This is a genomic window from Saccharothrix deserti, assembly GCF_009769385.1.
GTDB classification, from domain to species: Bacteria; Actinomycetota; Actinomycetes; order Mycobacteriales; family Pseudonocardiaceae; genus Actinosynnema; species Actinosynnema deserti.
This window is the reverse complement of sequence record NZ_VKAB01000121.1, coordinates 1-4850: the sequence shown is the minus strand read 5'-3', so window position 1 is coordinate 4850 and position 4850 is coordinate 1. Positions and strand designations below refer to the sequence as shown.

Sequence of the window (4850 nt, the reverse complement as noted above, 5' to 3'; positions counted from 1 at the left end):
CCGCCGGTCGCGCGACGAGGTTGCCTGTCAGGTGCTGTGGACACGTTCATCAGGATCTCCGATCCCACCCCCAAGCGTGAACCCACCCCTCACACGAGGTGTCTCACCGCAGTCTGACCAAGAGGGGGATGCCCGGCGAAGTCAGTCGTCGAAGCGTGCTCGCGGGAATGGGCGCGCTCGCTGCCACCACAGTCACGGCCAAGACGTCGGTTTCACCGGCTCAGGCCGCGGCATCTTCCCTCAGCGACGCCACGTCACCGGTCGCGTCCGCGGCGGCCTCAGACCCGCTCCCGCTCGCACCGCTGCGCCTGCCCAAGGTCGACTTGGACGTCGAGCAGCAGCCCGACGACAAGGCGCAGTGGTTGCGGGACACCAAGCTCGGCATGTTCATCCACTGGGGCGTCTACTCGGGTCCGGCCAGGGGCGAGTGGTACATGCACAACGCGCCCGTCACGCCGGCCGACTACCGCAAGTACCTCACCGACGCGACCAGCGAGCAGTTCACCGCGAGCGCGTACCGACCCGGCGACTGGGCGCAGCTGGCCAAGGACATGGGCGCCAGGTACTGCGTCCTGACCACGCGCCACCACGACGGGTTCGGGTTGTTCCCGAACGCGTGGACCTCGACGCAGGCCCCGCTGAACCGCGACTTCGTCAAGGACTACGTGGCCGCGGTGCGCGCGGCCGGGCTCAAGGTGGGGCTGTACTACTCCCCGATCAACTGGCAGTACCCGGGCTACTACGACGTGCACGGCACCGACTGCGCCAGGAATCCCTGGGGGTACACCACCGATCCGGCGCACAAGGAGAACGAGCGGATCATGAAGAACGAGGTGTACCAGGCCGTGCGCGAACTGGTCACCCAGTACGGCGCGATCGACGACATCTGGTGGGACGGCGGGTGGCTGGCCCAGCAGGGCTCCGACGCCGACGGGGCGTTCTTCTGGGAGCCGGGCCGGTTCCGCAGTGGTCCAACGAGTGGCCCGTCGACCCGGCGTACAGCGAGACCGACCCGGCCACGGGAAGGCCGCTGGGCCTGACCGGCCTGCTGCGCAAGCACCAGCCCGACGCCCTCTCCAACCCACGCGCGGGGTGGATCGGCGACTACGCCACCGAGGAGGGCGGCTCCGTGCCGACCGGCGCGATCCGCACCGGCAGGATCGCCGAGAAGTGCTTCACCATCTGCGGATCGTGGGGCTACAACGCCGGCGCGGCCGTCATGTCGTACCGCAACGCCATGAACATCCTCGTCAACGCCTGGTCCGCGACATCACCTGCCTGGTCAACGTCGGGCCGGACCGCACCGGAACGGTGCCCGCGGCCCAAGCCGACCTGGTGCGCAGGATCGGCGCGTTCATGTCGTCCTGCGGCAGCGCCGTCTACGGCACCCGCGGCGGCCCGTGGCAGCCCGTCGACGGGCAGTACGGCTTCACCAGCCGGGGCGACACCTTCTACGCACACCTGCTCCCAGGCTACAGCGGCACGAGCTTCACCACCCCCTCGATCGGCGACGGCCAGGTGACCAGGGTGTTCGATGTCGCCACAGGCGCCGCGCTGTCGCACTCGGTGGACGCGGCGGGCCGAGTGACGATCGTCGGCATCGACCGCGCCCGCAACCCCGAGGACAGCGTCGTCGGCGTCGTACTCGACCGGTCCGTGCAGCCGAACGACATCGCCGCGGGCAGGACCGCGACGGCCGACAGCCAGGAAACCGGCAAGAGCAACACCGCGGCGAAGGCCGTCGACTCGTCCACCTCGACCCGGTGGTGCGCGGCCGACGGCCGCGCCGGGCACTGGCTGAAGGTGGACCTCGGGGCGACGAAGCCGATCACCGGCGTGCGGATCGCGTGGGAGCTCGACGCCAAGAACTACCGGTACCGCGTCGAAGGCTCCACCGACAACGCCACCTGGACGTCCCTGTCCGACCGGACCGGCACCAGCAGCACCAGGCAGGTCCAGGTGCTCGCGTTCACCGCCCAGGCCCGGTACGTGCGGGTGACGGTCACCGGCCTGCCGTCCGGCGTGTGGGCGTCCATCCGCAACCTGGAGGTCTACGACCGGCCCATCACCGCCGATGTCGAGGTGTTCAAGCTCGTCAACCGCAAGAGCGGCAAGGTCCTCGACATCAACGGCGCGTCCACCGCGGACGGCGCCGTGGCCATCCAGTGGCCCGACACCGGCGGAACCAACCAGCGGTTCACGCTGACGCCCAACCCGGACGGCTCCCACCGCCTGGTCAACGCCAGGAGCGGCAAGCTGCTGAACAGCCCCGGCGGCTCCGCCCAGGGCGCCCAACTCGACCAGTGGAGCGACACGGACAGCGACAACCAGTGGTGGACCCTCGTCCCGTCCTCGACCGACGGCTACCACCGGATCGTGAACGTGCGCACCGGCTGGTGCGTCGACGTCGACAGCGGTTCGACCGCCGACGGCGCGCGGATCGTCCAATGCCCCGGTAACGGCGGCGCCAACCAGGATTGGCAGCTCGTCGCCGTGTGAGCCGCCACGAGCACCGACTGCCCAGCGAACACCGCCCTGGAAGGGATCGGCCCGTGCGGCGGGGGCCGTCTCGGACACCGTGAACGGCGACTGCACGTGGTTGCGCAGCTTCCGGCCACCGGACGAGCACGACCTCACGAGACAAGTTATTGAGAATCGAGACAGGAGCGCGACCTTTCGGTTGGTGAAGTCAGGGACGACTGGAGGCAGTCCATCGAATGGCGTCACGGCAGTCCTGGACCGGCTCGCAGGGGGCGCACATAGGGTGCTCCGATGCCCTTGCTGAACCTGCGTCATTCGGTCCGTGCGATCGTTCTGGATGAGGAGGACCGCATCCTGCTGTGCAGGTTCGCCCTTCCGGAGAGGGTCGTCTGGGCAGCTCCGGGGGGAGGCATCGAGGCCGGCGAGACACCTCACGAGGCACTGCGCCGCGAACTGCACGAGGAGATCGGGCTCGTGATCGACGGGACGCCGCCGCACGTGTGGCATCGGAGAGTCGTCACGCCCGGCTACGTGCGCGGGTATGACGGCGCGATCCAGGACTACTTCCTCGTCCGCACCGCGGCCTTCCAGCCGAACGGTGCACTGTCGAGTGACGAGCTGGCCGCCGAGAACATCACGGGGTTTCGGTGGTGGCAGCTGGCGGAGATCACCGACTACCAAGGGCCGGACCTCTTTGGTCCGCGTGATCTCGCCGGCCCACTGACCAGGTTGATCAAGGATGGAGTCCCCGACCAGCCATTGGATCTTGGGCTGTGAGTCCGGTGGCCCGTGGGTGAATGACCTGGTGTCGCAGTGGTGAAGACGCTCGGCGCAGCCGCCCGGAGTTCGCGAATGGTGTCATTCGGCGTCTTCTTTCACCGATTCCACATAATGCAGGCCCCGCCCGCCGACTTCCCGCCGCGGCCCACGGTCTACCAGCGTTTCGCCCTCTGGGAGAGGGCCGGAGCCACGCAGCGGCTGCTCGACGGGTTGCGCGACCGTGTCCGGCTGACAGCCGGCCGGGTTGTGGCGCCGTCCGCGGCGATCGCGGACTCGCAGTCGCTGCGTGCGGCCGAGACCGTCGGGAAGGCGACCCGCGGCTTCGACGCCGGCAGGAAAGTCCAGGGCCGCAAACGCCACATTGTCGTGGACAGCGTGGGCCTGCTGCTGGCGGTGCTGGTCACCCCCGCCTCGACACAGGACCGGGTCGCCGCCCGCAGCCTGCTGCGACGTCTGCGCGACACCGCCGGCGGGCGGGTCTCACTGGTGTGGGCCGACGGCGGCTACACCGGCACCCTGCTCGACTGGGCCCGCACGACCCTCGGCCTGGTGGTGGAGATCGTCCAACGCCCGCAGCTGTCGATGTTCACCGTGCTGCCACGGAGATGGGTGGTCGAGCGAACCCTGGCCTGGATCACCGGACACCGCCGCTGCGCCCCGCGACTACGAACGCCTGCCCCACCACCACGAAGCCATGGTCCGCTGGGCCATGGTTCGCATCACCGTCCGCCGACTCATGTGACCGCCGGCGATAGTTGTCACCGTCGAGGTCGGCTCGACCCTCGACATTCAACCCGTGTTGCCGGCCGTAGCCGGCACCTGCGTCCAACTGTTCTTGTCACCAAACGGCCACTGTCAACGTTGCTGGTACCAATTCAGTCACTGTCTGGTGCTGTGCGGCACGCAACGCACGCTCATCACGCCGACGTGACCGGATTTGGTTTGACGTTGGGTCTCGTCCGTCGTTGGTGGCGTGGCGGTCGTTTCGGCCGGGTGTTGGTCGATGTTGGTTGAAGCGGGGGTCCTGTGGTGGACGACAACGACGCTGCGGCGGTGGCCAGGGTTCGTGGCATCTTCGAGGACGTCGTGGCCGGCGGTTTCCGTGCTGAGATGGTCGAGGGAGCGTCCGACGAGGAGATCGACGCCTGGGCCGCGGCCCAGGGTGTGCGGATGGTTCCCGCCGCGGTGCGGGAGATCCTGCGGATCATGGGCAAGCAGGGCGGTGCGTGGCTGCCGGGCACCACGTTCGGCGTCCGCAAGGTGGATGCGGAGGTCAGGGAGGAGGCCGGGTGGTGCGTGGACGAGGCCGACGAGCGCGGGATCTCGCACGGGATGCGGGACCCGGCAGGCATGTTGGTGGTCACCGAGGGCGGCGCGTACGTCTACCTCGTGGTCGACGGCAGCGATCTGGCCGAACCGGACCCGCCGATGTGGGTGTTGTTCGAGTCGGGGAAGGTGACCAGTACTACATTCCGAGATCTTGAACCGGGTCGGCTGACGGCGCGTATCCCGTGTCATGGTCGAGAGCGTGACTGTTCAGGACATCGCCGGCTGGGATGCTGACCTTCAAGCCCTCACCGAGGGCTTGG

The 4850-nt window shown here is 68.7% G+C and carries 5 protein-coding genes; all 5 read left to right on the top strand.

What is annotated here, in order from left to right; translation table 11 throughout:
- Positions 1-167 precede the first annotated feature (167 nt).
- The 5 genes from FM051_RS51360 (at position 168) to FM051_RS49640 (ending at position 4824) form a co-directional block, all read left to right on the top strand.
- Entirely contained in the window at positions 168-1040 is an 873-nt protein-coding gene (locus FM051_RS51360; RefSeq protein ID WP_202919528.1) for an alpha-L-fucosidase, read from the top strand.
- A gap of 151 nt (positions 1041-1191) precedes the next feature.
- Complete coding sequence (locus FM051_RS52970) at positions 1192-2499, top strand: RICIN domain-containing protein (RefSeq protein ID WP_238413262.1); 1308 nt, start codon at positions 1192-1194, stop codon at positions 2497-2499.
- Between the two features lie 273 nt (positions 2500-2772).
- On the top strand, positions 2773-3258 hold the full coding sequence (locus tag FM051_RS49650) for an NUDIX hydrolase (RefSeq protein WP_158854909.1): 486 nt from the start codon (positions 2773-2775) through the stop codon (positions 3256-3258).
- A 36-nt stretch (positions 3259-3294) separates the two neighbouring features.
- Entirely contained in the window at positions 3295-4275 is a 981-nt protein-coding gene (locus tag FM051_RS49645) for an IS5 family transposase (protein WP_158854907.1), read from the top strand.
- A gap of 15 nt (positions 4276-4290) precedes the next feature.
- Positions 4291-4824, top strand: a complete 534-nt coding sequence (locus FM051_RS49640; protein ID WP_158854905.1) for an SMI1/KNR4 family protein — start codon at positions 4291-4293, stop codon at positions 4822-4824.
- The last annotated feature ends 26 nt before the right edge of the window (positions 4825-4850 follow it).